The 24,765-nt window shown below is 72.8% G+C and carries 25 protein-coding genes; 10 read left to right on the forward strand and 15 right to left on the reverse strand.

The window, feature by feature from the left end; genetic code table 11:
* Positions 1-319 precede the first annotated feature (319 nt).
* The 4 genes from ACFWN1_RS18545 to ACFWN1_RS18560 all read left to right on the forward strand — a co-directional run bounded on the left by ACFWN1_RS18545 (position 320) and on the right by ACFWN1_RS18560 (position 3,112).
* A complete protein-coding gene (locus tag ACFWN1_RS18545; RefSeq protein ID WP_384363160.1) occupies positions 320-1,939 on the forward strand; it encodes an FAD-dependent monooxygenase in 1,620 nt (539 codons plus the stop codon).
* Between the two features lie 76 nt (positions 1,940-2,015).
* Positions 2,016-2,102 (forward strand): putative leader peptide, encoded by an 87-nt coding sequence (locus tag ACFWN1_RS18550; RefSeq protein WP_343235428.1) that lies wholly within the window; start codon positions 2,016-2,018, stop codon positions 2,100-2,102.
* Positions 2,103-2,168: 66 nt separating this feature from the next.
* Positions 2,169-2,702 carry a cysteine dioxygenase gene (locus ACFWN1_RS18555; protein WP_384363120.1) on the forward strand — a complete coding sequence of 178 codons (534 nt, stop codon included), beginning with the start codon at positions 2,169-2,171 and terminating at the stop codon, positions 2,700-2,702.
* A complete protein-coding gene (locus ACFWN1_RS18560) occupies positions 2,693-3,112 on the forward strand; it encodes a rhodanese-like domain-containing protein (protein WP_384363162.1) in 420 nt (139 codons plus the stop codon). The genes ACFWN1_RS18555 and ACFWN1_RS18560 overlap by 10 nt, the downstream gene beginning before the upstream one ends.
* A 66-nt stretch (positions 3,113-3,178) precedes the next feature.
* Here the strand turns inward: ACFWN1_RS18560 and recX are convergent, their stop codons facing one another.
* The 3 genes from recX to ACFWN1_RS18575 all read right to left on the reverse strand — a co-directional run bounded on the left by recX (position 3,179) and on the right by ACFWN1_RS18575 (position 6,240).
* The gene (gene recX / locus ACFWN1_RS18565) at positions 3,179-3,967 is read right to left on the reverse strand and encodes a recombination regulator RecX (RefSeq protein ID WP_384363122.1); all 789 of its coding nucleotides are present in this window, start codon (positions 3,965-3,967) and stop codon (positions 3,179-3,181) included.
* A 3-nt stretch (positions 3,968-3,970) separates the two neighbouring features.
* Complete coding sequence (recA, locus tag ACFWN1_RS18570) at positions 3,971-5,137, reverse strand: recombinase RecA (protein ID WP_384363124.1); 1,167 nt, start codon at positions 5,135-5,137, stop codon at positions 3,971-3,973.
* 230 nt (positions 5,138-5,367) lie between these two features.
* The gene (locus tag ACFWN1_RS18575) at positions 5,368-6,240 is read right to left on the reverse strand and encodes an MFS transporter (RefSeq protein WP_384363126.1); all 873 of its coding nucleotides are present in this window, start codon (positions 6,238-6,240) and stop codon (positions 5,368-5,370) included.
* Between ACFWN1_RS18575 and ACFWN1_RS18580 the strand changes: the two genes are divergently transcribed.
* On the forward strand, positions 6,230-6,343 hold the full coding sequence (locus ACFWN1_RS18580) for a CGNR zinc finger domain-containing protein (RefSeq protein ID WP_384363128.1): 114 nt from the start codon (positions 6,230-6,232) through the stop codon (positions 6,341-6,343). The two genes, ACFWN1_RS18575 and ACFWN1_RS18580, sit on opposite strands and share 11 nt — an antisense overlap.
* Here the strand turns inward: ACFWN1_RS18580 and ACFWN1_RS18585 are convergent.
* The 3 genes from ACFWN1_RS18585 to ACFWN1_RS18595 all read right to left on the reverse strand — a co-directional run bounded on the left by ACFWN1_RS18585 (position 6,340) and on the right by ACFWN1_RS18595 (position 8,721).
* Positions 6,340-7,482 carry an AI-2E family transporter gene (locus ACFWN1_RS18585; protein ID WP_384363164.1) on the reverse strand — a complete coding sequence of 381 codons (1,143 nt, stop codon included), beginning with the start codon at positions 7,480-7,482 and terminating at the stop codon, positions 6,340-6,342. The genes ACFWN1_RS18580 and ACFWN1_RS18585 overlap by 4 nt on opposite strands.
* 314 nt (positions 7,483-7,796) lie before the next feature.
* Positions 7,797-7,991: a DUF3046 domain-containing protein gene (locus ACFWN1_RS18590; RefSeq protein ID WP_384363130.1), complete on the reverse strand. Its 195-nt coding sequence runs from the start codon at positions 7,989-7,991 to the stop codon at positions 7,797-7,799.
* A 151-nt stretch (positions 7,992-8,142) separates the two neighbouring features.
* A complete protein-coding gene (locus tag ACFWN1_RS18595) occupies positions 8,143-8,721 on the reverse strand; it encodes a fasciclin domain-containing protein (protein WP_384363132.1) in 579 nt (192 codons plus the stop codon).
* Positions 8,722-9,022: 301 nt separating this feature from the next.
* Between ACFWN1_RS18595 and ACFWN1_RS18600 the strand changes: the two genes are divergently transcribed.
* The gene (locus tag ACFWN1_RS18600; RefSeq protein ID WP_384363134.1) at positions 9,023-10,018 is read left to right on the forward strand and encodes a CorA family divalent cation transporter; all 996 of its coding nucleotides are present in this window, start codon (positions 9,023-9,025) and stop codon (positions 10,016-10,018) included.
* 22 nt (positions 10,019-10,040) lie between these two features.
* Here the strand turns inward: ACFWN1_RS18600 and ACFWN1_RS18605 are convergent, their stop codons facing one another.
* Entirely contained in the window at positions 10,041-10,397 is a 357-nt protein-coding gene (locus ACFWN1_RS18605; RefSeq protein WP_384363136.1) for a carboxymuconolactone decarboxylase, read from the reverse strand.
* Positions 10,398-10,761: 364 nt separating this feature from the next.
* On the opposite strand from ACFWN1_RS18605, the gene ACFWN1_RS18610 reads away from it, so the two are divergent.
* Positions 10,762-11,469: an HAD family hydrolase gene (locus ACFWN1_RS18610; protein WP_384363138.1), complete on the forward strand. Its 708-nt coding sequence runs from the start codon at positions 10,762-10,764 to the stop codon at positions 11,467-11,469.
* Positions 11,470-11,849: 380 nt separating this feature from the next.
* Complete coding sequence (locus ACFWN1_RS18615) at positions 11,850-12,794, forward strand: hypothetical protein (protein WP_384363140.1); 945 nt, start codon at positions 11,850-11,852, stop codon at positions 12,792-12,794.
* 8 nt (positions 12,795-12,802) lie between these two features.
* On the opposite strand, the gene ACFWN1_RS18620 is transcribed toward ACFWN1_RS18615, so the two are convergent.
* From ACFWN1_RS18620 to ACFWN1_RS18630, 3 genes are read right to left on the reverse strand one after another with little or no spacing between them, the layout of a single operon-like run.
* The gene (locus ACFWN1_RS18620) at positions 12,803-13,111 is read right to left on the reverse strand and encodes an AzlD domain-containing protein (RefSeq protein ID WP_361657124.1); all 309 of its coding nucleotides are present in this window, start codon (positions 13,109-13,111) and stop codon (positions 12,803-12,805) included.
* Positions 13,108-13,860, reverse strand: coding sequence for an AzlC family ABC transporter permease (locus ACFWN1_RS18625; protein WP_384363142.1), 753 nt, complete (start codon positions 13,858-13,860; stop codon positions 13,108-13,110). Before ACFWN1_RS18625 ends, ACFWN1_RS18620 begins: the two co-directional genes overlap by 4 nt.
* A complete protein-coding gene (locus ACFWN1_RS18630) occupies positions 13,758-14,777 on the reverse strand; it encodes an AraC family transcriptional regulator (RefSeq protein ID WP_384363144.1) in 1,020 nt (339 codons plus the stop codon). Before ACFWN1_RS18630 ends, ACFWN1_RS18625 begins: the two co-directional genes overlap by 103 nt.
* 100 nt (positions 14,778-14,877) lie before the next feature.
* Here ACFWN1_RS18630 and ACFWN1_RS18635 point away from each other — a divergent pair, with 100 nt between their 5' ends.
* Positions 14,878-19,818, forward strand: a complete 4,941-nt coding sequence (locus ACFWN1_RS18635) for an ATP-dependent helicase (protein ID WP_384363146.1) — start codon at positions 14,878-14,880, stop codon at positions 19,816-19,818.
* Positions 19,819-19,873: 55 nt separating this feature from the next.
* Positions 19,874-20,719 (forward strand): Fpg/Nei family DNA glycosylase, encoded by an 846-nt coding sequence (locus ACFWN1_RS18640; protein ID WP_384363148.1) that lies wholly within the window; start codon positions 19,874-19,876, stop codon positions 20,717-20,719.
* 193 nt (positions 20,720-20,912) lie between these two features.
* Here ACFWN1_RS18640 and ACFWN1_RS18645 read toward each other — a convergent pair whose 3' ends face one another.
* From ACFWN1_RS18645 to rimO, 5 genes are all read right to left on the reverse strand, one after another.
* Positions 20,913-21,206, reverse strand: a complete 294-nt coding sequence (locus ACFWN1_RS18645) for a hypothetical protein (protein WP_384363150.1) — start codon at positions 21,204-21,206, stop codon at positions 20,913-20,915.
* A 288-nt stretch (positions 21,207-21,494) separates the two neighbouring features.
* Positions 21,495-21,863: a helix-turn-helix domain-containing protein gene (locus ACFWN1_RS18650; protein WP_384363152.1), complete on the reverse strand. Its 369-nt coding sequence runs from the start codon at positions 21,861-21,863 to the stop codon at positions 21,495-21,497.
* Between the two features lie 109 nt (positions 21,864-21,972).
* Positions 21,973-22,518, reverse strand: a complete 546-nt coding sequence (locus ACFWN1_RS18655) for a CinA family protein (RefSeq protein ID WP_384363154.1) — start codon at positions 22,516-22,518, stop codon at positions 21,973-21,975.
* Positions 22,515-23,258: a CDP-diacylglycerol--glycerol-3-phosphate 3-phosphatidyltransferase gene (pgsA, locus tag ACFWN1_RS18660; RefSeq protein WP_384363156.1), complete on the reverse strand. Its 744-nt coding sequence runs from the start codon at positions 23,256-23,258 to the stop codon at positions 22,515-22,517. Before pgsA ends, ACFWN1_RS18655 begins: the two co-directional genes overlap by 4 nt.
* Positions 23,255-24,727, reverse strand: coding sequence for a 30S ribosomal protein S12 methylthiotransferase RimO (rimO, locus tag ACFWN1_RS18665; protein ID WP_384363158.1), 1,473 nt, complete (start codon positions 24,725-24,727; stop codon positions 23,255-23,257). The genes pgsA and rimO overlap by 4 nt, the downstream gene beginning before the upstream one ends.
* Positions 24,728-24,765: the final 38 nt, after the last annotated feature.

The raw sequence follows: 24,765 nt of genomic DNA on the forward strand, positions 1-24,765 counted from the left end.
GAGCGGGACACCGGCGGCGCGGTCGGTTCACCGGACGGGCTTGATGACGACTTGCCGACCGGCTCCACGCCGCCCGCGACGCATGGCAGGCCGGTGTCGTCCCCCGGCCGGTCCGGGGAAGCCGCCGCTGGGAGTCCGGAAGAGCCGGTACTGCCCGGAGTGCGCCAACGCTGAAGCGAAGTCAGCCGTGCCGTCGAGGGTGTCACTTGACGCAAGCAGCCGCAGTAGGTTGCATACTTTCCGTGATCGTTCACCCTGCTCCACACTTGTGTTCATACGCGGCCGTCAGGACGCCATCGCGGGCAGGGGGCGCCACACCGTGGACCCGGTGATCATCGTCGGAGCGGGGCCCGTGGGGCTCACGCTCGCCCTGGCGCTGGCCCGCCAGGAGGTGCCGTCCGTCGTCCTCGACGAGACCGGCGGGAAGTACGAGCCCCGGCCCGCGCGCACCGTCGTCCTGCGCGAGGACACCGCGGCGCTTCTGGAGCGGCTGACCTCGGTCCCGGCCGGCCGGCTGGGGCTGCGCTGGACCGGCTGGCGGTCGCTGCGGCGCAGGCAGGTGGTGAGCGAGATCGCCTTCGCGGCCGGCGATCCCGCGCCGCTCCACGTCGAACAGCACGTCCTCATCGCCGCCCTGCGCGCGGCCGCCGATGCCGAACCCCTCGTCCGGATCGCCCTGGACAGCCGTCTCGACGCCGTCGAGCAGGAGCGCTCCGGTGTCACCGCGCACACGCGCGGCCCGCGGGGCACCTGGTGGCGGGGCAGCTGTCTGGTCGGCTGCGACGGCCCCCGCTCCACGGTCCGCAAGCTCCTGGACATCCGCTTCCCCGGCCGGACCGCGGTGGAACGGCACGCGGTCGCCACCCTGCGCGTGGAACTCCCGTGGGAGGGGCAGGCGCTGCTGCACCGTACGCCGCCATGGCGGTCGTCCGGGCATCCCTCCCACGAGGTCGGTGCCCGACCGCTCCCGGACGGCGCCTGGCGCCTGGACTGGCTGCTGCCTCCCGGCAAGGACCTGATCACACCCGAGTTCCTGGTCAGCAACGTCCGCAAGACCCTGGCGGGCTGGACCGGCGGGGCGGTACCTGCCTACGACCTCCTCGACACCGGTGTGCACGCCGTCCACCACCGGCTGGCCCGCCGCTGGCGCTCCGGCCGGGTGTTCCTCGCCGGGGACGCCGCCCATCTGCTGGGCGCGCTCGGCACACAGGGCCTGGACGAGGGGCTGCGGGACGCCGACAACCTCGCCTGGAAGCTGGCCGTCGTCTGGCACCACGGCCCGCACGAGGCGCTGCTCGACAGCTACCAGGCCGAACGGCGCTCGGTGGTCGCCGCCCGGCTGCGCGCGGCCGACCAACTGCTGCCGGTGCTGCGCGGCACGGGCGGGCTGCGCGGCTACGTGCCCGGCGCGGCCCGGAACCAGGACACGCTGATGGCGGACGGTCATCTGGGGCGCGGGGCGCTCGGCGCGCCGGGGGCGTACGCCGGCTCGCCGCTCGCACCCCGGTACCTGGAGGGCGAGATCCCGGTCGACACCGAGCCGGGGGCCCCGGTCACCGACATACGGGTCACCGCCGAGGACGGCTCCTTCGTCCGGCTGCGCGACCGGCTGGGCCGGGGCGCGCTGCTCGTCGTCCTGATCGCGCCGGGTACGGGGGTGTGGGACCGCAAGCACTGGATGTCCGCCGGGGTCATGCCCCGGCTGGCGGCCTCGGTGACCGCCCTGCCGCACCGGGCCGAGCTGCTGGTCGCGGAGAGCTACCCGGGGGCCCCGGCGCACAGCGTGCTGCTCGTGCGTCCGGACGGCCATCTGGTCACGGTGCTCAGCGGGGTCCGCCCCGCCGATCTGTACGCGGCGGCGGAGGCCGCGCTCGGCGGGGCGGTGCCGCTGGAGGACACCGTGAAGGAGGAGGCGGAGGCCGGCTCGGGGGTCCGCTGACCTCGGCGCCGCGCCGCGCTGTCCACATGATGACGAGCGATTGACCGGAGTGCGGCGGCGTGCTGTACTCCGGATCGTGACCGACACCCATGTACGCCTGTGGCGGAGGGTCCATATGGACCTGCTCCGCTATGCGGGCTGCGTGTGTCGCCCGTCCTGCTGACTTCGCATCCCCCTTTCCGGGCGCCGCCGTGCGCCCGTTCGGCGAACCCTCTTCAGGACGGTGCACGTGTCTGTCTCCCCTCTCACCTCCCCCGCCGCCACGCCGGCCGCGCCCAGCCAGGCCGAACTGCTCGGCTTCGTCCGACGCGCCGCCGCCGACGCGGAGCTGATCGCCTCTCTCCCGCTCGACCCCGAGGGCCGTACCTGGCTCCGGCTGGAGGGGCCGGGCGGCAGCGAGGCGTGGCTGATCGGCTGGCCGCCCGGTACCGGCACGGGCTGGCACGACCACGCCGACTCGGTCGGCGCCTTCCTCACCGCGTCGGGCCAGCTGCGCGAGAACTCGCTGGCCGCCCGGCTGCCCACGGACGGCTGGCGGACCCTCGAACTCACCGAGGACATCGACCGCGAGCGCCGTCTCACCGCCGGCCAAGGCCGCGCGTTCGGCCGGCACCATGTGCACGAGGTCTACAACGACTCCCCCGACCGGCACGCCGTCTCCGTCCACGCCTATTACCCGCCGCTGCCGCGCATCCGCCGCTACAGCCGCAGCGGCCAGGTGCTCCGGCTGGAGCAGGTCGAGCAGCCGGAGGACTGGCAGTGAGCGGCGACGGCGACGCACTGCGACCGGTGGGAATAGACGAGCTGCTGGACCGGGTCCGCTCCGGCTACCGGCGTATCGAGGCGCGAGCGGCGCACGACGCGGCGCGCGACAGTGACGCCCTGCTGGTCGACATCCGGTACGCGGCCCTGCGGGAGCGGGACGGGCTGATCCCCGGCGCCCTGGTGATCGAGCGCAACGAGCTGGAGTGGCGGCTCGATCCACAGGGCAGCCACCGGGTGCCGGAGGCCACCGGACACGATCTGCGGGTCGTGATCATCTGTAACGAGGGCTACGCGTCCAGCCTGGCGGCGGCCTCCCTGCACCAGCTGGGCCTGCGTCGCGCCACCGACCTGGTGGGCGGCTTCCAGGCGTGGCGCGCGGCGGGGCTGCCGGTGGAGCCGGTGGCCTGAGGACCCTGTCCGCTCGGGGACTCCGCGCCCTGAGCGGATCTTCCTGTCCGCCCTCGGAAACCGTCTTCAGTAACCGTCTGCCGCGAGGAACTCCGTGTCCTCGCCCTCTTCCTCCAGCGCCTGGCGGACGACGCGGAGGGCCATGCCCTCGGGATACCCCTTGCGGGCGAGCATCCCGGCGAGCCGGCGGAGCCGTTTGTCGCGGTCGAGACCGCGGGTCGCTCTCAGCTTGCGGTCCACCAGCTCGCGGGCGGTCGCTTCCTCCTGCTCGGAGTCCAGCTGCCCCACGGCCTCGTCGATCAGCGCCGGGTCGACACCCTTGGTACGCAGTTCACGGGCGAGGGCGCGGCGGGCCAGCCCCCGGCCGTGGTGCCGTGACTCCACCCAGGCGTCCGCGAACGCGCTGTCGTCGACGAGCCCGACCTCCTCGAACCGCGACAGCACCTCCTCGGCCACCTCGTCCGGGATCTCCCGCTTGCGCAGGCCGTCCGCGAGCTGTTTGCGGGTGCGCGGGGTTCCAGTGAGCAGCCGCAGGCAGATGTTCCGCGCCTGCTCGGCCGTGTCCGCGGCGGACGTCCCTGCCTCGGCCTCCGGCGAGCCGGAGCTGTCCTCGTCGGGGCCGGCCGCCTCCCCGAAGCCGCGCCGACGGCGGCCGCGCCGGGAGGAGCAGCCCCCGTGGGACCCCTTCGAGCGTGTGCCGCCCCACCCGGACCGGCTTGGCTCCGGGGGGCTGTCCTCGTGCCCGTACGCCTCGTCACCGGGCGCGGTGGTGTCCGGGTCGCGCCCGATGCCCCTCCCTCGTGGGGCACCGGGCGCGGAGTCGTCGTACTCGGCCCAGTCGGTTCGTCGCGTCATGGGTCAGCTCTTGGCAGTGACGGCCTTGGGCTTGGTGGCCTTGACCGGGGCGGGGGCCGTCCTGACGTCCGTGGCTTTGGCGTCCGTGGGCTTGGCGTCCGTGGGCTTGGCGTCGGCGCCCGGGGCGGTGACTGCGGCGGTGTCCGTGCCTGGCTCGGCGGAGGGCTTCTCGGGACGCACGCCGACGCCCAGCTTCTCCTTGATCTTCTTCTCGATCTCGTCAGCGAGGTCGGGGTTGTCCTTGAGGAAGTTGCGGGCGTTCTCCTTGCCCTGGCCGAGCTGGTCGCCCTCGTACGTGTACCAGGCGCCGGCCTTGCGGACGAAGCCGTGCTCCACGCCCATGTCGATCAGACCGCCCTCGCGGCTGATGCCGTGACCGTAGAGGATGTCGAACTCGGCCTGCTTGAAGGGCGGGGCGACCTTGTTCTTGACGACCTTGCAGCGGGTGCGGTTGCCGACCGCGTCCGTGCCGTCCTTCAGGGTCTCGATACGGCGGATGTCGATACGCACCGAGGCGTAGAACTTCAGCGCGCGGCCACCGGTGGTGGTCTCCGGCGAGCCGAACATGACACCGATCTTCTCGCGGAGCTGGTTGATGAAGATCGCGGTCGTCTTGGACTGGTTGAGCGCGCTGGTGATCTTCCGTAGGGCCTGGCTCATCAGGCGGGCCTGGAGACCCACGTGGCTGTCGCCCATCTCGCCCTCGATCTCCGCGCGCGGCACGAGCGCGGCGACGGAGTCGATGACGATGAGGTCGAGCGCGCCGGAGCGGACCAGCATGTCCACGATCTCCAGCGCCTGCTCGCCGTTGTCCGGCTGGGAGAGGATCAGGTTGTCGATGTCGACGCCGAGCTTCTTCGCGTACTCGGGGTCGAGGGCGTGCTCCGCGTCCACGAAGGCGACCTGGCCGCCCGCCTTCTGGGCGTTTGCCACGGCGTGCAGGGTGAGGGTCGTCTTACCGGAGGACTCCGGGCCGTAGATCTCCACGACGCGGCCGCGCGGCAGTCCGCCGACGCCGAGGGCCACGTCGAGAGCGGTCGAGCCGGTCGGGATGACCTCGATGGGCTCCATCGACCGCTCGCCCATGCGCATCACGGCGCCCTTGCCGAATTGTCGTTCAATCTGTGCGAGTGCGGCGTCCAGCGCCTTCTCGCGGTCGGTTCCTGCCATGGGTTCCACCCGGTTTGCTTGAGTCGATCGCTTCACGTCAAAGACGCTAACGCCTGCCACTGACAATGCGTCCCGACGTCGGTCCGGCCTGTGGATAACCGGGGGACATTCATGCCCTAAACACCTCGAAGTCCCCGGTGCCGGCCTCGCCTGCACTTCCATAAGAATGTATGTTCGATTTTTGTGTCAAGCGCCTCGAAGACCACCCACGAGCCGCGCGACCTCCGCACTCACCACCGCTCCGCCGAGCGGGCACCCCGCAGGCCGGCCGCGGCCGCGACACCCGAGGCCAGCAGCAGCGTGCCCGAAAGTGAGCGGCCCGCGAGCGGGCCGGCGAGGGCGGCGCCCACGGCCAACCCGGTCGTCTTCAAGCTGGCGCCGGTGGTGCTGATCCGGCCGCGCAGGTGGTCCGGGGACTCCCGGTGGCGGACGGTGAACAGAGCCGTCAGCTGCGGTCCCTCACCGGCACCGGCAAGCAGCGCCGCCACGACGAGCACGGCCGGCCGGCCCGACGCCGCGAGAGCCAGTGCGGCGGCCTGGACCAGGGCACTCGTCCGGATGACGGCATCCGGGGCCATCACCGCCCTGCGCGCGAGCACGGCGTTGGCCGCCAGGCCGGATGCCGCCGCACAGGAGAGCAGCATCGCGCCACGGGCCGCCCCGCCCAGCGCCCGCTCACCCAGCAACGGCACGCAGGCCGTGAGCATGCCCTGCGCCACGCAGCACCCGGCCGACGTGAGGGTCGCCCGCGCCAGCGCCGGATCGCCCAGGACGAACCGCGCTCCGGCGACGAGGTCGCCGACCGTCACCCCCGCCTCCCGGCCGCCGGGCGCCCCGGGCAACCGCCAGGCCGCCGGTACCGCCAGCCCGATGAGCACCCCCGCGACGAGCACGGCGGCCGGCGCGCCCAGCGCCTCCGCCACACCCCCGGCCAGCGCCGGACCGGCAAGGCCCGCCGCGCCGAACGTCATCGCGTCGAAAGCGTTCACCCGCGCCGGCGGCCCGCCGGGCACCGCCCGGGGGAGCTGGGCGGTCCACCCGCCGGCGAGGGCCGGGACCAGCAGCCCGGTCGCCTCACCGAGCTGCGACGACGTGAACGTCACCCAGGGCAGCGGACGGCCACGCCGCTACTGCTCCCGGCGCTGCGCCACCCGGGAGCGAGTGGCGGCCCACCGCGGCGCCCGCGCCGAGCGGGACACCCGCTAGGCGGACCCCTCGGAGTCCCGCTCAGGAGCCCGCGGCCGCCCCAGCCGGAGCCGTATGAACGTGTCGGGGCGGTCCTGGCGGCGCAGTCGGTGGCCGTGCACGCGCGGGTCGTCCGTGACGGTGTACCGCTTCACGTACGCCCCCAGGAACGCCTGGAGCGTGGCCACCGCCGGGATGGCGATCAGGGCGCCCACCGCGCCGAGCAGGGCGGTGCCCACTATGACCGAGCCGAAGGCGACGGCCGGGTGGATGTCGACGGTCTTGGACGTCAGCTTCGGCTGGAGCACGTAGTTCTCGAACTGCTGGTAGATCACGACGAAGACCAGCACCCACACCGCGTACCAGGGCGCCACGGTGAACGCGATCAGCATCGGCAGCGCACCCGCGAGGTAGGTGCCGATGGTCGGGATGAACTGCGAGACGAGGCCCACCCAGACGCCGAGCACGGGCGCGTACGGCACTCCGAGGGCCTGGAGCAGGATGTAGTGCGCGAGGCCGGAGATGAGCGCCATCAGGCCGCGCGAGTAGATGTAGCCGCCGGTCTTGTCGACCGCGATCTCCCAGGCGCGCAGCACCTCGGCCTGCCGGGCGGGCGGCAGCACGGAGCACAGGGCGCGGCGCAGCCTGGGGCCGTCGGCGGCGAAGTAGAACGAGAACAAGCCGACGGTGAGGAGCTGGAAGAGCCCGCCGAGCACCTGCGCGGACACGTCGAGGACGCCTGCCGCGCTGTTCTGCGCGTACTTGCGCAGCCAGTCGGAGTGCAGCAGGCCCTCCTGGACGTCGACCCGGCGCACCTCCAGGTGGAAGGTCTGGTTGACCCAGTTGATGACGGAGTCGAGGTACTCGGGGAATCCCTCGATCATCTTGATGATCTGGCCCGCGAGCATCGAGCCGAGCAGGGTGAAGAAGCCCGCTGTGACGACGGCCAGGCCGAAGAAGACCAGGAAGGTGGCCAGTCCCCGGCGCATCCCGCGCGCGGACATACGGCTCACGGCGGGCTCGATGGCGAGGGCCAGGAAGAACGCGATCAGGATGTCGAGCAGGAGCCCGGTCAGCTCGCGGAAGGCCCAGCTCCCCAGCTGGAACAGGGCGACCAGCGTGAGCGCGAGCACCATGGCGCGCGGCAGCCAGCGCGGCATCCGGGCGTCGGTGACACCGGCCGCGGGCTCGCGCGGCGGCGTACCGTCAGCGGAGGCCGCCGCCCCTGCCGGAGGTGCCGTCGGCGGGTCGGTCGGCTCGATGTCGTCGATGCGTGCCACGGGCCAAGTCTCACCCATGCCACCGACAGCCCGGACCGTGAGGGCCTCGGTGACCGACTCGGTGTGTGGCCGTCGACACACCCGCCGGGCCGTCCGTCGATCACGGGACCCGCGAGCCGCGTACTACGCCCCCGTCTCCCGGACGGCCGCCCCCGGCACCCAGCGACGACCGCCACTCAGCGCGTGTCCGTCCCTCAGCGCTTGTCCCCCGGCACGTCCATCACGGTGCACACCACGCGCCACACGTCCTTGGCGTCCCAGCCGGCGTCCAACGCCTGGTGCACCGTCCGTCCGCCCAGCTCGGCCATGATGTGATCGCGCGCGAAGGAGTCGGCGTACCCCGAACCGAAGTGTTCCGCCATCCGCTGCCAGAAGACCGTCAACCGCATGAATTCCGCTCCACCACCGCTATGACCCGCACGTTTCTCACCCTCGCACCCGATCATGACCATCGGGGGCCTCCAGGGAGTTCGCCTCCCCGCGCCGCCGTCAAGCATCCATGATGGCGGCGCGGCCTCGCGGGCGGGCGTCGGGCAGGAGTCAGGACGGGGGCTGGAGGACGGCGTCGACGACGTAGATGGTGGCGTTCGCGGCCTTGATGTTGCCGCAGACGATGTTCGCCTTGTCGTTGACCTTGAAGTCGGACCCGGAGCCCGACGTCGTCAGCTTGCTGCCCTCCAGCGTCGTGAAGGAGCCCTTGGACAGCTGGTCCGGGGTGATCTTCTTGTCCACCACGTGGTAGCCCAGCACCTTCTTCAGCTCCCCCTGGTTGCTGAGCAGGGAGGACAGCTGTGACGCTGTCACGTTCTGGAAGGCCTTCTGGTCGGGGGCGAAGATGGTGATGTCGGACTTCCCGTCCAGCGTGTCGCTGAGGTTCGCCCTGACCAGAGCGGAGACGAGCTGGCTGAGCTGCGGATAGGCGGCAGCGGCCTCGACGACCTTGTCCTTCGCGGTGTCCGTCTTCTGAGCGAGCGTCGAGCAACCCGGGCCGAACGTGCCGGACGGGCTGGGGGACGTGTCCTGCGCGTGACCCTGGGACGCCAGACCTCCGACCGAGAAGGGGACGGCCACCAGAACGGCCGCGGCGGCTTTGGCCATACGCATGTGGATGAAACTCATCGCGAACCTTCTTCCCGTGACGGGGTGAAGTCTGTGGGTCTCAGCTCTGCGGCTGTCATCGCTGCCGCGCGGTTGACGCGCGACCGGCGGGGGTCCAAGGCGCCCCGCCACTCGACGAGCGTATCCAGCACGTGCCCAGGACCGCATCTCAGAGCCGTCGTCCTCGTGCCCGCCGTGGACGACGGCGGCGAGTTCCTCCCTTCGGGGGCCCGTGCCAGGTCGGTGCGAGTGGCATGGCCACGAACGCCTGTGACCCGGGTGACACTCGGAGACCTCACGCCACGACCGAAGGTGAGGGGCGATGATCGTGACGACGGCGTCGGCGCCGGAGGCGGCCTATGCACCCCTGGAGCCCGCGGAGTTGAGCAGCAGACTGAAGACCGCCCGCTTCCTCCTCGCCGACATCGACCTGTCGTCCGGCAACACGTCCGGCGGCATGTCCGACAGCACGGAAGACGCCGAATCCCTGGCATGCCTGCTCGGGCTGGAGGTGGAGGGGCTGGACTGGTTCGGCCGTGCGCGGGAGTCCGTCCGCGCCGAGTTCATCGGTGAACTGCTCGGCCTGGTGGTCCCGGTGGTACACGGCGAGCGGATCGCTCATGTCCATGTGCTGGCCACCGACCGCTACCTGGTCACCGCGCACCGGGCGCCGGCCCTCACGGGCGATCACATCATCGGGCACCTGCGGCGGGAGAGGCCACGCGACTCCGTGGCCTCCCTCTTCCTGATGCTCCAGGAGGCGCTGGGCACCTTCCGGCGGGCCGCGGTCGCGGCACTGCTCGAGGTGGAGAAACTGGAGGACGACATGTTCGAGGAGCGGCGCCCGGAACAGATCTACCGACTGGCGCAGTTGCGCCGCCGCTCAGCCCTGCTGCACCAGTCGCTGCTGCCCTGGGTGCAGGCTGTGGACGAGACCATCACCCGGCGCCTGATGGCCCGCTACTTCCCCCGAGACCGGCAACGGCTCGCTCGGGAGTTCCAGCAGGCAAGCCGTACGGTACTCGCGGTCATCGAGTCCTTGCAGGACGCGGCCCGCAGAGCGTTCGCCAGCTATTCGTCCCTCGTGGCCGGCGAACAGAACGGCGTGATCAACCGGCTCGCCATCGTGTCGGTGATCTTCCTGCCGCTGTCCTTCCTGACCGGGTTCTTCGGCATGAACTTCACCTTCCTCACCGACAAGCTGGAGACGCGCGACGAGTTCTGGCTGATCGCCGTGGGCCTCCAGGCGATCGTCCTGAGCGGCTCCCTCTATGTGCTGCACCGAACCCGCGTCTGGCGCCGCCTGCGGGACGACTAGGCGGCGGTGGGCCGATGAGGGCTCAGGACACGTGGTGCGGGTGGGCCTCGGCCCGTGCCATGTTCTCGGCGTCACTCGCGACCAGCGCGATCGCGACGCCGAACGCCTCCGCGATGTGGCTCGCGGCCGACATGACGCGCGCCGTCCCCACCACGGGGGCGATGGCGATGAGGAGGTCCTGCAACTGGTCGGCGGTCAAGTCGGCCTTGATAGCGGGATCGGCGTGGGCCAGGTAGGAGATGGCCGGTGCGTCCATCGCCACCAGGGCGGCGATGCGGGCGAGGACGAGCGAACGCGCGTCCATATGGCAGCGCTCGATGGAGTCGAGCGTCATGGCGGCGAGCGTGTCGAGCACGGGAGCGTCGAATTCGGTGGTCATGCGGATCGCCTTCCGGTGTGGCAGAGAGCCGAACCGTCACCTGCTCGGTCCATGGGCACGGCGATGTCCCTCAAGGGTAGGCACCGTCGCCCCGGCGGCGCGCGTCGAGCCCGGGGACCGGCTCACGGTCTCGCAGCGATGACTGCTCGTCAGGACAGCGGTGAGGAGGTGACGGTACCGATGCCGTTTCCGAGCAGCTTGAGACCGAGGACGAGGAACACCTCCGGCGGTACGAGGAGCCGGGTATCACGCGGTCATCCGGGGAAAGCGGGTACCCGGCAGCGGATGCCGGGCCGCTGACCGCCGCGAGCAGGCACCGGGCGGGTGACCCGGACAGCAGGTGCGAGGAGAGGATGTGCGTTTCATGCGCCCCACCGACGACAGGACCACGGACGGCGGCGAAGGCGCTGCTCGCGCCGCCGTGTTCGATGTGGACGGCACTCTTGTGGACACCAACTACCTGCATGTCACGGCGTGGTGGGAGGCCCTGCGACAGGCCGGGCACGACGTGCCGACGCAGGCGATCCACCGGGCCATCGGTCTCGGTTCGAGCGATCTCGTGGCCCATCTTCTCGGCGCCGACCGGGCTCGTGAGGAGGCGGAGGCGCTCAGCGGCGCGCACAAGGCTCTGTACGGACAGTACTTCGGGCGCCTGAAGGCCCTCCCGGAGGCCGGACAACTGCTGCGCCGCCTGGCGGACGACGGCTGGAAGGTCGTACTGGCCACGTCGGCGGGCGGCCAGGAGCTGTCCGCCCTGCGGACCGCGCTCGACGCCGACGAGGCGATCTGCGGCATGGCGAGCGCCGACGACGTCTCGGAGGGCAAGCCCGCTCCTGAGCCGGTCGCGAGGGCTCTGGAGCTGGCCGGCGCCGTCCCGCGGCGGTCGGTCTTCGTAGGCGACACCGAGTGGGACATGCAGGCGGGCAGCAGCGCCGGGGTCACCTGCGTGGGGCTCCTCTGCGGCGGGCTTCCCCGCGAAGACCTCGCGAAGGCCGGCGCGGACGCGGTGTACGACGGCCCGGACCACCTGCTCGCCTCGCTCGCCCGGAGCCCGCTGAGCCCCCGTCAATGAAGCCTCGCGGTGCGCCATCCCCAGCCGCCGTCGTACGGCGCGCTCACCTCGCGTCGGGGCACGCCGGCCATGCCAGTTCCTCCCGGTCGTCCGGGTGAGTGCGTCCGCGTCATGCGCGCCGAAGGAGTTGGGGCGCGTATTCGCTGGGGCGCGTGTTTCGGGAGTCCGAAGGGAGTTCCAGCGGGACAGGCCGGGACGTGGAGGACTTTCGATTCCGCACATCAGTGCTGGCCACAGCCCCGGCTCGGAGAATTCTCGCAGTTCGGCGGGCCGTGCGCGGGCAGGAGGCCGTCAACCTCGTGCCTCAAGTGTCCCGCCTCGGGGGCCGCAAGTGCCCGGGACCGTTCCCGGGTGCCGCCGGTGGCCCTACGGTCTGGTCCATGGCCGAATCAGGTGCTTTCTCGCTCCCCTCCGCGCCCCCGGCGCACACCCCCCTCCTCCGTGCGGAGCGCTTCGTCTGGCTCACCGCGCGCGTGCTGGAGCAGCGGCTCTTCGCACACCACTTCCTGAACGGCGGCGCCGACGCGGTGGAGAGGGCCCTGGACGCCTACCGCAACGAGGACGGCGGCTACGGTCACGCCCTGGAGCCCGACTTGCGCGGCCCGGTGAGCCAGCCGTTGCACACCGCACGCGCGCTGCACGTGCTGGACGCGGTCGGGCGGTGCGGCGGGCAGCGGGTGGAGCGGGTGGGCCGCTATCTGACCTCGGTGTCCTCGGCGGACGGCGCGCTGCCCGCGGTCTGTCCGAGCCAGCGCGGCTATCCGGCGGCGCCCTTCGTGCCGGTGGTGGACGACCCGCCGAGCGAGCTGCTGGCGACGGGTCCTGTGGTGGGCCTGCTGCACCGCAACGAGGTGTGGCACGCGTGGCTGTTCCGGGCCACCGACTTCTGCTGGCGGGCCGTGGACACCCTTGAGGCGTCGCATCCGTACGAGGTCGAGGCCGCCGTCGCCTTCCTGGACGCCGCCCCCGACCGTGCCCGCGCGGAGGCAGCCGCCGACCGGCTCGGCCGCCTGGTGCGCGGACAGCGGCTCGCGGCACTGGAGCCGGACCTTCCCGGCGCGTACCCCGTCGCCCCCGGTTACGCGCCCGGTGAGCACCACTTCGCGCACGACTTCGCGCGGAGCCCCGAGTCCCTGGCGCGCGCCTGGTTCACGGACGAGGAGATGGCGCGCTCGCTGGACTTCCTCGCCGCCGGGCAGGAGGAGGACGGCGGTTGGCCGGTCCGGTGGCGCCGGTGGGCACCGGCGCCGGCGCTGGAGGCGCGGGCCGGGGTGACCATCGACGCGCTGCGCACCCTCAGGGCGTACGGCCGTTACGTCGGCTGACCGGGCGCTCAGCCGGTCAGGGCGCGTACCCCCGCCGTCACCGCCACGGCCACCGCCACGACCAGCAGGAACGGCGCACGCAGCAGCAGCGCTACGGCGGCCGCGGCGACGCCCGCGGCCCGCGCGTCCAGGACGAGGGCGCGGCCGTCGGCGAAGGTCTGCTGGGCGGTGAGCGCGGCCAGCAGGGCGACGGGCAGCAGCGCGGCGAGCTTCTTGACCAGGGGCCGTTCCACGGCGCTCGCGGGCACGAGGAGACCGGCGAGCTTGACGGCATAGCAGCCGAGCGCGGTGACGCCGATGGCGAGCCAGGTGTTCAACGGTCCTCCTCCGGGACGTCCCTGAGCTGGGCGGAGCGGGCGCGCACACCCTGCACGAACAGGGCGAGCGGCGCCGCCAGAGCCGCCACCAGGACGGGCACCCCGGCGGGCAGTACGGGCAGCAGGCCGAGGCCGAGGACGATCGCCAGGGCAGCGACCGCGCGTTCGGTGAACGTGGTCAGCATGGGGGCGAGCAGCGCCAGGAAGACGGCGGGTCCGGCCGCGTCCAGCCCCCAGGCGTCGGTGTCCCCGAGGGCCCGCGCGCCGAGGGCGCCGAGCAGCGTGGTGAGGTTCCAGAGCACATAGAGGCTGAGCCCGGTGACGGTGAAGCCGAGCCGCGCGGAGCGGCGGTCCGGCTGGGCCACGGTGACGGCGGTTGTCTCGTCGATCACCCATTGGGCGGCGAACGGCCGCAACGCGCGCGGGAGGGCGAGCAGCTGCGAGAGCCGCAGCCCGTAGAACGCGTTGCGCACGCCCAGGAAGAACGCGCCCGCAGCGGCCGTGAACGGGCTGCCACCGGCCGCGAGCGCCCCTACGAGGGCGAACTGGGAGGCGCCCGTGAAGACCAGGAGACTGAGCGCGCAGGTCTGAAGGAGTCCGAGTCCGCTGCCGGCCGAGGTGATGCCGAAGGCGAAGCCGGAGAGCCCTACGGCGACGCCGACCCCCAGGGCGTCCCGTACGACGGCGCCGGCCGGTCTCCCCACGTCCTCGGCGACTCTGTCCGCGCGTGTTGTCTGTCGCTGTGCCACACCCCGGACGCTACGGCGGCCCGCCCGGCGAGGTCTTGTACGTTGTTGCGCCCGCCGAGGTCGTCGCGCCCTGCCAGGTCGTCGCGCCCGCCCACGTTCTCGTGTTCGCGCTGGTAGGCCCCGGGAGGCACGCCGACGATCCGGGTGAAGTGGCGGTTGAGGTGGGGCTGGTCGGTGAAGCCGACCAGCGCGGCGGCCTCGGCGGGCGAGGTGCCGGAGTCCAGCAGGAGCCGGGCGCGGCGCACGCGCGCGTCGGTGAGCCAGGTGTGCGGGGGCATACCGTAGGCGTCCCGGAAGGCCCGCAGCAGGGCGAAGCGGCCGGTGCCGAGGTCGGTGGCGAGGCTCTCCAGGCTGGGCGGCGCCGCCATCCGCTCCTCCAGCACCGCACGCGCGCGTGCGGCTAGCCCGGTGCCGGCCGAGCGGGCCGGGCGCTCGGGCAGCGGGCCGCCGTTGAGCCGCAGCAGCCGGGTCACGGCCACGCTCAGCAGGGTGTCGGCGGCCAGCGCGTTGCCCTCCTCCGCGGCGCGCAGCACCTGGTGGACCAGGCGCACGGTGTACGGGTCGTCCACCATCGGCGCGGCGAAGCCGGGCGTACCCCGGATGGTGGTCGTCTCGGCCGCTATCCGGGCCACCACCTCGGGTGACGGGTACACCGCCCCGTACCGCCAGCCCTCGGGGACGCCCGCGCGGCCGGTGTGCGGGGTGTCCGGGTTGACCAGCGCGAGGGCGCCCGCGCCCACGGACACCTCGGAACCCCGGTGATGGAAGACCTCGACGCCGTCCACGATGGCCGCGATCACGAAGTTCTCGTGGGTGTGGCGGACGAAGGTCTTGCGGATGTAGCGGGCGCGGAGCAGGTCGACCCCGGGCAGTTCCGCGTACCGCCAGTGCCGTGCCCGCTCGCCTGTACCCGCCATACGCCCATTGTCGGCCACGCCCGCCGGTCGCGACATGCCCTGATCCGCCCTGTTTGCACAGGTCAGCCCGATTGTCAGTGGGCGGGTGCAGGATGGAGGCATGGTCAGTTCCGCCCACCCGGCCCTCGACGGCTTCTCCCCCGCGACCCGCGAATGGTTCACGGGGGCGTTCCACGCGCCCACCGAGGCCCAGGCGGGCGCGTGGCAGGCCATCAACGAAGGGGCGGACGCGCTGGTGGTGGCGCCGACCGGCTCCGGCAAGACGCTGGCCGCCTTCCTCGCCGCCCTGGACCAGCTTGCCTCCACCCCGCCCCCGGCCGACCCGAAGAAGCGCTGCCGGGTGCTCTACGTGTCCCCGCTGAAGGCGCTCGCGGTCGACGTGGAGCGCAACCTGCGCAGTCCGCTGACCGGTATCCGCCAGGAGTCGGTGCGCCTGGGCCTGCCCGAGCCCGAGGTGAAGGTGGGCATCCGCTCCGGCGACACCCCGCCCGCCGAGCGCCGCGCGCTGGTCACCCGCCCGCCGGACATCCTAATCACCACCCCCGAGTCGCTGTTCCTGATGCTGACCTCGTCCGCGCGGGACGCGCTAACCGGCATCGAGACCGTGATCCTGGACGAGGTGCACGCCGTCGCGGGCACCAAGCGCGGCGCGCATCTCGCGCTGTCCCTGGAGCGGCTGGACGAGCTGCTGCCGAAGCCCGCGCGCCGGATCGGCCTGTCGGCGACCGTGCGGCCGGTGGACGAGGTGGCCCGCTATCTGTCGCCCCGGGGCAAGGTGGAGATCGTCCAGCCGGAGTCGGGCAAGGAGTTCGACCTGTCGGTGGTCGTGCCCGTCGAGGACATGGGCGAGCTGGGCGGCTCCCCGGCGGCCGACGGCGACGACAAGGCGGAGAAGCCCTCGATCTGGCCGCACGTCGAGGAGAAGATCGCCGACCTGGTCCAGTCGCACCGCTCGACCATCGTGTTCGCCAACTCCCGCCGCCTGGCGGAGCGGCTGTGCAACCGGCTGAACGAGATCGCCCACGAGCGCGCGACCGGCGAGAAGCTGGACGAGCACCATGCGCCGGCCGAGCTGATGGGCGGCTCGGGCGCGGCCCAGGGCGCCCCGCAGGTGATCGCCCGCGCGCACCACGGCTCGGTCTCCAAGGAGCAGCGGTCGCTGGTCGAGGAGGACCTGAAGGCCGGACGGCTGCCCGCCGTGGTGGCCACCTCCAGCCTGGAGCTGGGTATCGACATGGGCGCCGTCGACCTGGTCGTCCAGGTCGAGTCCCCGCCCTCGGTCGCCTCCGGCCTGCAGCGCGTGGGCCGCGCGGGACACCAGGTGGGCGCCGTCTCCACCGGTGTGGTCTTCCCCAAGTACCGGGGCGACCTGGTGCAGGCGGCCGTGGTCACCGAGCGGATGCGCTCGGGCGGGATCGAGTCGCTGCGGGTGCCGTCGAACCCGCTGGACGTACTGGCCCAGCAGCTCGTCGCCATGACGGCGCTGGACACCTGGCAGTTCGACGACCTGCTGGCCACGGTCCGCCGCGCGGCACCCTTCGCCTCGCTCCCCGAGTCCGCGTTCACCGCGACCCTGGACATGCTGGCCGGCCGCTACCCGTCGGACGCGTTCGCGGAACTGCGCCCCCGCGTGGTGTGGGACCGCGTGGCCGGCACCGTCACCGGCAGGCCGGGCGCCCAGCGGCTCGCCGTCACCTCCGGCGGCACGATCCCCGACCGGGGCCTTTTCGGGGTGTTCCTCGCCGGGTCCGACCCGAAGAAGGGCGGCGGCCGGGTAGGCGAGCTGGACGAGGAGATGGTGTACGAGTCCCGCGTGGGCGACGTCTTCACGCTGGGCACGAGTTCCTGGCGCATCGAGGACATCACCCGCGACCGGGTCCTGGTCTCCCCCGCGCCGGGCGTACCGGGCCGGCTGCCGTTCTGGAAGGGTGACCAGCTGGGGCGCCCGCTCGAACTGGGCCGCGCGCTCGGCGCGTTCCTGCGCGAGGTCGGTGCACTGTCCGAGGAGGACGCCCGGCTGCGCCTGCTCACCGCGGGGCTGGACGCGTGGGCGGCGGACAACGTCCTCTCCTACCTGGCCGAGCAGCGCGAGGCGTGCGGACACGTCCCGGACGACCGCACCATCGTCGTGGAGCGCTTCCGCGACGAACTGGGCGACTGGCGGGTCGTGGTCCACTCCCCCTTCGGCGCCCAGGTGCACGCCCCGTGGGCGCTGGCGCTCGGCGCCCGCCTCTCCGAGCGGTACGGCATGGACGCGCAGGTCATGCACGCCGACGACGGCATCGTGCTGCGCCTGCCCGACGCCGACCTGATGAGCCTGGACCTGCTGGACCAGAGCCCCGGCAAGGGCGGTACGGAGTACGACGGCGAGCAGTCCCCGGTAGGCGCCGCCGACGTCGTCTTCGACAAGGGCGACGTCGACCAGGTCGTCACCGACCAGGTGGGCGGCTCGGCCCTGTTCGCCTCCCGCTTCCGGGAGTGCGCCGCCCGCGCGCTCCTGCTGCCGCGCCGCAGCCCGGGCAAGCGCACCCCGCTGTGGCAGCAGCGCCAGCGCGCCGCGCAACTGCTGGAGGTGGCGAGCGAGTTCGGGTCGTTCCCGATCGTCCTGGAGGCCATCCGCGAATGCCTCCAGGACGTGTTCGACGTGCCCGGCCTGGTCGAGCTGATGGGCGACATCGAGTCCCGCAAGGTCAGCCTGGTCGAGGTCACCACCCCCGGACCGTCCCCGTTCGCCCGCTCCCTGCTGTTCGGTTACGTCGCGCAGTTCCTCTACGAGGGCGATTCCCCGCTCGCCGAGCGCCGTGCCGCCGCCCTCTCCCTGGACTCCCGGCTGCTGGCCGAGCTGCTGGGCCAGGCGGAGCTGCGGGAACTGCTCGACGCCGAGGTGCTGACCGAGCTGGAGCGCGAACTCCAGTGGCTCACCGAGGACCGCCGCGCCAAGGACCCGGAGAGCGTCGCGGACCTGCTCCGGCTGCTGGGCCCGCTGACCGACGCCGAACTGGCCGAGCGGGGCGCCGAACCGGAGTGGGCGCGGGAGCTGGCCGCCGCCCGGCGCGTCATCAGGGTGCGGGTCGCGGGCGAGGACCACTGGGCGGCGATCGAGGACGCGGGCCGCCTGCGCGACGCGCTCGGCACCGCGCTGCCGGTGGGCGTCCCCGAGGCGTTCACCGAGCCGGTCAAGGACCCGCTCGGCGACCTCTTCGCGCGCTACGCCCGCACCCACGGCCCCTTCACCTCGACGACCGTCGCCGCCCGCTTCGGCCTGGGCGTCGCGGTCACCGAGGGCGCCCTTCAGCGGCTGGCCGGCAGCGGCCGGGTCGTCCAGGGAGAGTTCCATCCGGCGGGCATCGGCCGGGAGTGGTGCGACGCGGCGGTGCTGCGCCGGCTGCGCCGCCGTTCGCTGGCCGCGCTGCGGCACGAACTGGAGCCGGTGCCGCCCGCCGCGCTGGCCCAGTTCCTGCCCCAGTGGCAGCACATCGGCAAGGGTCACACGCTGCGCGGCACCGATGGACTGGTGCGCGCCATCGAGCAGTTGCAGGGCGCCTCGGTGCCCGCCTCCGCGCTGGAAAAGCTGGTCCTGCCCTCCCGCGTGGCGGACTACAAGCCGTCGATGCTGGACGAACTCACCGCCGCCGGCGAGATCGTGTGGGCCGGGGCGGGCTCCCTGCCCGGCAAGGACGGCTGGGTGTCGCTGTACCTCGCGGACACCGCACCCCTGCTGCTGCCGCCCCCCAGTCCCCTGGAGCTGAGCCCCCTTCACCAGTCGATCCTGGACACGCTGTCCGGCGGGTACGGCCTGTTCTTCCGCCAGATCGCCGACCAGGTCCGCGCCACCACCCACCCCGAGGCGAGCGACGCCCACCTGGCCGACGCCCTGTGGGACCTGGCCTGGTCGGGCCGGCTCACCAACGACACCCTGGCGCCGATGCGCGCCCTGCTGGGTTCGGGCCGTACAGCGGGTTCGACAGCCCACCGCGCCAAACGCAATGTCCCGCGCGGGCGTTACGGCTCCCTGACCGCCGCGGCCCGTGCCGCGTCCCGGTCCGGACCACCGACCGTGGGCGGCCGCTGGTCGCTGCTGCCGGTGCCCGAGCCGGACGCCACCGTGCGCGCGCACGCGCGAGCGCGCGCCCTGCTGGACCGGCACGGTGTGGTGACGCGCGGCGCCGTGGGCGCGGAGGGTGTCGAGGGCGGCTTCTCGGCGGTGTACCGGGTGCTGTCCGTGTTCGAGGAGAGCGGCCAGGCACGGCGCGGCTATGTGGTCGAGGGGCTGGGCGCCGCGCAGTTCGCCATGGACGGCGCCGTGGACCGGCTCCGCGCGGTGTCCAACGCCCGCGACCGGGGCGAGCGTGTCGTGCCCGCCCCCACCCCGGCGGCCGCCGGCGCTCTCCCGCCCTTCCCCGGCGACGGCCACACCGCGTCCGACGCCTTCGACCCGTCTTCCGGCGGCTTCGGTCACCCGGGCCTCGACGGCGACTTCGCCCGGCCGCCGCGGAACGGTGACGACGGCGGTCTCCCGCGCCCCTTCGGCCCGGCGGCCATCCCGGACCCGTACGGCTCCCCCGGCCAGGGCGGCCCGCGCGGCGGCGGGGGCTACGGCTCCCCGATGAGCCGTGGCTACGGCCCGCGCACCCGGGACACCGCCCCCGACTCCAAGGCGGTGGTCCTCGCCGCCGCCGACCCCGCCAACGCGTACGGCGCGGCCCTGCCCTGGCCGGAGTCGCCCACCGGCGCCGGACACAAACCGGGCCGCAAGGCCGGCTCGCTGGTCGTCCTGGTGGAGGGCGAGCTGACCCTCTACATGGAGCGCGGCGGCAAGTCGCTGCTGGCCTGGTCCGCCGACCCGGACGGCACCGCGACCGACGACCCCCGCCTGCGCGCCGCCGCGGAGACCCTGGCTGCGGCCGCCCGCGCGGGCTCCCTGGGCACGGTCACCGTCGAGCGGATCAACGGCGTCGCCGCCCTGACCTCGCCCCTGGGCACCCTGCTGGAGGGCGCCGGCTTCATAGCGACCCCGCGCGGTCTGCGCCTGCGCACCTGAGCCCGACCGCACCGGAGCGGAGCCGCCCCTGCCCGCGCCGTGGCACCCTGGACCCATGCCCGAAGGTGACACGGTGTGGCAGACCGCGAAGCGGCTGCATGACGCGCTCGCGGGCCGGGTGCTGACCCACAGCGACTTCAGGGTGCCCCAGTACGCGGTGGCCGACCTGACCGGCCGCACGGTGCTGAACACCGCCCCACGCGGTAAACACCTGCTCACCCGCTTCGAGGGCGGCCTCACCCTCCACACACATCTCCGGATGGAGGGCGCCTGGAAGGTGTACGGCCCGGACGAGCGCTGGCGGGGCGGCGCCGGACACCAGATCCGTGTCGTCCTGGGCGCCGGCGACCGCATGGCCGTCGGCTACCGCCTCTCGGTGCTGGAGCTGCTCCCCACCGAGGACGAGGAGCGCGTCGTCGGCCACCTGGGCCCCGACCTCCTCGGCCCCGACTGGAACCCGGAGCGCGCCCTCACCAACCTGTACGCCGATCCCGGCCGCCCCCTCGGCGAAGCCCTGCTCGACCAGCGCAATCTCGCCGGCATCGGCAACGTCTACAAGAGCGAGCTGTGCTTCCTGCTCGGCGTGACCCCCTGGCTCCCCGTGGGCTCCCTCCCCCCGGACCGCGCCGCCCAGCTCCCCGGCGTCGCCCAGCGCCTGCTGGAGGTCAACCGGGCCCGCCCGATCCGCCAGACCACCGGACTGCACCGGAACGACCTGTACGTCTACGGCCGCGCCTCCCGCCCCTGTCTGCGCTGCCGCACCCGGGTACGCGTGGCCGACCAGGGCGACGGAGTCCAGGACCGCCCCACCTACTGGTGCCCCACCTGCCAGAGCGGCCCCACCCCCGCCCCCGGCACCGCCCAGCGCTGGCGAGAACGCTACCCGCGCCCCACACGCTGACCACACGCCTTACACGCTGCCCCCGCGCACTGGCCACACGCCCTACCCGCTGCCCCCGCACACTGACCACGCACCACGCACCACACCCGCCGCCCCGCGCGCCGATTCCACCGGGCCGAAACCACGCACCGAAACGACGGCACCGAGGATCACCCGAGCCACAACCCCCGGCTCACCAGAAGCGGCCCCCCGCTCACCCCGCCCCCGATTCACCCGAACGAGTGACTCCAACACCCGTTCCCGGCTCCGCGCCCCCGCCGTCCCCCGTGACCCGCCAAGCCTCCCGCCACCGCCCCGTCCGCACGGCCCCCTCGGCCCGCTCCTTGGCGGCACAGTGGACCGGCAGCACCCCCAGCCCCCACCCGCCGAGCACCACGGACCCCTCCAGCACCCCCGCGCCGTCCCCCAGGGCCAGCCGCAGCACCGCCCACCACCACACCGCGCCGAACCCCAGTCCTGCCCCCCAGCGCACTATTCGCCCGTCCATGCGTCGCCACCTCCAGCCGGGAAGCTAGAACACCGCCCGCCACCTGCGGAAGGCGCACTCAAGGGCTCACCGGAGCGGCTCCGGGCGGAAGCCCGGCCCGCCGGGGCCGGCGAGCTTCAGGACCCTCTCACCATGACCGGGCGGCCTGACACCGGCAAACGGAGCAAACCAGCGGGGAGCGACCGGCGCCGGGCATGCGAAAGCCCCGGCCGCGCCTCACCTGAAAGGTTCAGGGAGACCCGGCCGGGGCTCGTGTCGATCGGGGTCGCTAGGCCACGTGCGCGCAGCTCACGCGGCTGCCACCGCTTCGGCGGGTGCCTTGATGGTCACCCGTTCCGGTTTCACACCGGTCACCGAAACGGAACCGAGCATCGGCCGGACCGGCGCCGGTACGCCATCGGTGGCGGCGGCGGACTGGGCCAGCTCGGCGAGTGCCAGTTCGTCACTCACCTCACGCATGAGCTCCGACATCCGTACGTCCAGCGCGTCGCAGATCGCGGAGAGCAGCTCGGAGGAAGCCTCCTTCTGCCCCCGCTCCACCTCGGAGAGATAGCCGAGCGAGACTCGGGCGGACGAGGAGACTTCGCGCAGAGTACGGCCCTGGCGCTGGCGCTGCCGACGCAGCACGTCACCCAGCAGGCGACGGAGCAGAATCATCGGTGGCTCCCTCCTCGGACCGCGTAGCCGCATCCTTCACGCCCCACCGTACCGCCTCGCGCCGCGGCCGTGCGGGGAGCGATGTCGTGTTCACTCAGGGCTGCAAACATCAGACTCCCCCGTTCCGTTCCGTATCCTGTGCCCGCTCATTTCCGGTCTGTTCGCCCGCGAGCTCCCTCAGAAGCAGTGCGAGTACGCTGCGTACACTCTCCATACGAATTTCCGTACGGCAGCCGTTCAACCGCAGGGCCTCCACTTTTCCGCCGGGGGCGGAAACCGGGCCGTGCCGGAGGGGTCCGGCGACGGCCACGTACACCGTGCCGACCGGTTGTCCGTCCTGTGGGCCGGGGCCGGCAACCCCGGTGGTCGCGATGCCCCAGTCGGCGCCGAGAACCTCGCGGACACCGGCCGCCATCTGGGCCGCGACCTGCGGGTCCACCGCGCCGGAGCGGGCCAGCAGCCCGGCGTCGACACCGAGTAGCCGGTGCTTCAGTTCGGTGGCGTAGGCGGTGACCGAACCCCGGAACACCTGGGAGGCGCCGGGGACCGAGGTGATCTCGGCAGCGACCAGACCACCGGTTAGCGATTCGGCGACGGCGAGGGTCTCGCCGTTCACTTTGAGTAGCCGCACCAGCTCGGTGGCCGTGGGGTTCACGCTTCTCGCTCTTCCAACACGGCAGCCCGCTCCGCGATTCCCCGGCGGCGCAGCACCATGGCCTGTCTCACATAGTCGAGACCGGTGACGACCGTGAGGACCACCGCCGCGGCCATCACCCAGAACCTGAGGGTGGCCAGCCAGCCGGTCAGCGCGAGCACGTACATGCCGACGGCCACGCCCTGAACGAGCGTCTTCAGCTTGCCGCCCCGGCTGGCCGGGATCACGCCGTACCGGATGACCACGAAACGCAGCAGGGTGACGCCGAGTTCCCGGCCCAGGATGACGACCGTCACCCACCAGGGGAGGTCGCCCAGAAAGGACAGGCAGATGAGCGCCGCGCCCATGATCGCCTTGTCCGCTATCGGGTCGGCGATCTTCCCGAAGTCGGTGACCAGGTTGTAGGTGCGTGCCAGATGTCCGTCGAACAGGTCGGTGATCATGGCGACGGCGAAGGCCGCCCAGGCGAACGAGCGCCAGGCGGGGTCGTAGCCGCCGTCCGCCAGCATCAGCGCCACGAAACCCGGCACGAGGAGCAACCGGAGCATGGTGAGCAGATTGGCGACGTTCCAGACGCTGGCCTGGTTGACGGCAGCCGCGGCCAGCTTGCCGCCGCGCGGGTGCCGCGCCTCCAGCGCGGCGGCCGGGTCGGAGACCTCCGGAGCACCGTCGACGGCCTGGCCGGTCGCGCCGCGCGCGCCGGAGGAGCCGCCCGAGGCGGATGCCGGGACTCCGGTCATCTGGCCGCCTCCTCGCTACACACCGACGAGCCCGGGAGCGGCTCGGCCACCAGGTCGACCCCCTCGGTGCCGACCACCTTGGCCTCGACGATACGTCCCACGGCGAGACCCTCGCCGCTCGTGAGCAGCACCTGGCCGTCCGTCTCCGGGGCCTGGTGCGCGGCGCGGCCGTACACCCCGTCCTCGCCGTCGACGGACTCGACCAGGACGCGCACGGTTTCCCCGAGGCGCTCCTCGGCGCGCTGCGAGACGAGTTCCTCGGCGAGCCGGGAGATGTGGGCGAGGCGCTCGGCGACCACGTCCTCGTCGAGCTTGGTGTCGTAGGTGGCCGCCTCCGTGCCCTCCTCGTCGGAGTAGCCGAAGACACCGATGGCGTCGAGGCGGGCGCCGGTCAGGAAGCGCTCCAGCTCGGCGAGGTCGGCCTCGGTCTCGCCGGGGAAGCCGACGATGAAGTTGGAGCGGACGCCGGCCTCGGGAGCCTTGCCGCGGATGGTGTGCAGCAGCTCCAGGAAGCGGTCGGTGTCACCGAAGCGGCGCATGGCGCGCAGCACGTTCGGCGCGGAGTGCTGGAAGGACAGGTCGAAGTAGGGCACGACCTTCGGGGTGGAGGTCAGCACGTCGATCAGGCCGGGCCGCATCTCGGCCGGCTGGAGGTAACTGACGCGCACCCGCTCGATGCCGTCGACCTCGGCCAGTTCGGGCAGCAGGGACTCCAGCAGGCGGATGTCGCCCAGGTCCTTGCCGTAGGAGGTGTTGTTCTCGGAGACGAGCATGACCTCCTTCACACCCTGCCCGGCCAGCCAGCGGGTCTCGTTGAGCACATCGCTGGGGCGGCGGGAGATGAAGGAGCCGCGGAAGGACGGGATGGCGCAGAAGGAGCAGCGCCGGTCGCAGCCGGAGGCGAGCTTGACCGAGGCGACCGGGGAGTCGCCCAGCCGGCGGCGCAGGGGCGCGCGCGGCCCGGAGGCGGGCGCGAGGCCGTCGGGGAGGTCGGTGGGGCCGTGGCCGGGCAGGGCGACGGCGGCGGCGGACTCCTGGCGCTCGACCGGGCTGACCGGCAGCAGCTTGCGGCGGTCGCGCGGGGTGTGGGCGGCGTGGACACCACCGGACAGGATGGTCCGGAGGCGGTCGGAGATGTCGGCGTAGTCGTCGAAGCCGAGCACACCGTCGGCCTCGGGCAGCGCCTGGGCCAGCTCCTTGCCGTACCGCTCGGCCATGCAGCCCACCGCCACGACGGCCTGGGTTCTGCCGTGGTCCTTGAGGTCGTTGGCCTCCAGGAGGGCGTCGACCGAGTCCTTCTTGGCGGCCTCGACGAAGCCACAGGTGTTGACGACGGCGACATCGGCGTCCGCGGCGTCCTCGACGAGCTGCCAGCCGTCCGCCTCCAAACGGCCTGCGAGCTCCTCCGAGTCCACCTCGTTACGGGCGCAGCCGAGAGTGACTAGTGCGACGGTACGGCGTTCAGGCATGGGCTCAAGACTACTTCGTCCGTCCCGCACCCCATGTC

The sequence above is a fragment of the Streptomyces sp. NPDC058459 genome (genome assembly GCF_042721685.1).
In the GTDB taxonomy this organism is placed as follows: domain Bacteria; phylum Actinomycetota; class Actinomycetes; order Streptomycetales; family Streptomycetaceae; genus Streptomyces.

Excerpts from the sequence above, each read along its gene's own strand:
- recX (WP_384363122.1), bottom strand. The coding sequence starts at position 3,967 with ATGACGCGACGAACCGACTGGGCCGAGTACGACGACTCCGCGCCCGGT.
- recA (WP_384363124.1), bottom strand. The coding sequence starts at position 5,137 with ATGGCAGGAACCGACCGCGAGAAGGCGCTGGACGCCGCACTCGCACAG.
- ACFWN1_RS18585 (WP_384363164.1), bottom strand. The coding sequence starts at position 7,482 with ATGCCGCGCTGGCTGCCGCGCGCCATGGTGCTCGCGCTCACGCTGGTC.
- ACFWN1_RS18590 (WP_384363130.1), bottom strand. The coding sequence starts at position 7,991 with ATGCGGTTGACGGTCTTCTGGCAGCGGATGGCGGAACACTTCGGTTCG.
- ACFWN1_RS18595 (WP_384363132.1), bottom strand. The coding sequence starts at position 8,721 with ATGAGTTTCATCCACATGCGTATGGCCAAAGCCGCCGCGGCCGTTCTG.
- ACFWN1_RS18600 (WP_384363134.1), top strand. The coding sequence starts at position 9,023 with ATGATCGTGACGACGGCGTCGGCGCCGGAGGCGGCCTATGCACCCCTG.
- ACFWN1_RS18605 (WP_384363136.1), bottom strand. The coding sequence starts at position 10,397 with ATGACCACCGAATTCGACGCTCCCGTGCTCGACACGCTCGCCGCCATG.
- ACFWN1_RS18610 (WP_384363138.1), top strand. The coding sequence starts at position 10,762 with ATGCGCCCCACCGACGACAGGACCACGGACGGCGGCGAAGGCGCTGCT.
- ACFWN1_RS18615 (WP_384363140.1), top strand. The coding sequence starts at position 11,850 with ATGGCCGAATCAGGTGCTTTCTCGCTCCCCTCCGCGCCCCCGGCGCAC.
- ACFWN1_RS18630 (WP_384363144.1), bottom strand. The coding sequence starts at position 14,777 with ATGGCGGGTACAGGCGAGCGGGCACGGCACTGGCGGTACGCGGAACTG.
- ACFWN1_RS18635 (WP_384363146.1), top strand. The coding sequence starts at position 14,878 with ATGGTCAGTTCCGCCCACCCGGCCCTCGACGGCTTCTCCCCCGCGACC.
- ACFWN1_RS18640 (WP_384363148.1), top strand. The coding sequence starts at position 19,874 with ATGCCCGAAGGTGACACGGTGTGGCAGACCGCGAAGCGGCTGCATGAC.
- ACFWN1_RS18645 (WP_384363150.1), bottom strand. The coding sequence starts at position 21,206 with ATGGACGGGCGAATAGTGCGCTGGGGGGCAGGACTGGGGTTCGGCGCG.
- ACFWN1_RS18650 (WP_384363152.1), bottom strand. The coding sequence starts at position 21,863 with ATGATTCTGCTCCGTCGCCTGCTGGGTGACGTGCTGCGTCGGCAGCGC.
- pgsA (WP_384363156.1), bottom strand. The coding sequence starts at position 23,258 with ATGACCGGAGTCCCGGCATCCGCCTCGGGCGGCTCCTCCGGCGCGCGC.
- rimO (WP_384363158.1), bottom strand. The coding sequence starts at position 24,727 with ATGCCTGAACGCCGTACCGTCGCACTAGTCACTCTCGGCTGCGCCCGT.